Genomic DNA, 247 nt, shown 5'->3' with positions numbered 1-247 from the left:
GACCACATATTTAATAAGCCCAATTTCTCAGCACAAAAATTGAGAAATTGGACTTTTATCGTTACTCCAGAAAAGCGCCCTTTAATGGAATAACCAAATAGCATCTATTAGCTAGTTTAATGGAAGATCGTAATTGGAATTATTGGGGATAATGATCTTTTAACGATGTTTTTTAGTATCGAGTCCAACTTTTTTCAATACGATCTAACTTTTCCTTTTTGAATAACACCAAAATAAAAATAAAATT

The sequence above is a fragment of the Neobacillus drentensis genome (assembly GCF_036962765.1).
Taxonomy (GTDB): Bacteria; Bacillota; Bacilli; order Bacillales; family Cytobacillaceae; genus Neobacillus; species Neobacillus drentensis_C.
The sequence above is the reverse complement of the archived record's forward strand: the minus strand, read 5'-3'. Positions refer to the sequence as shown.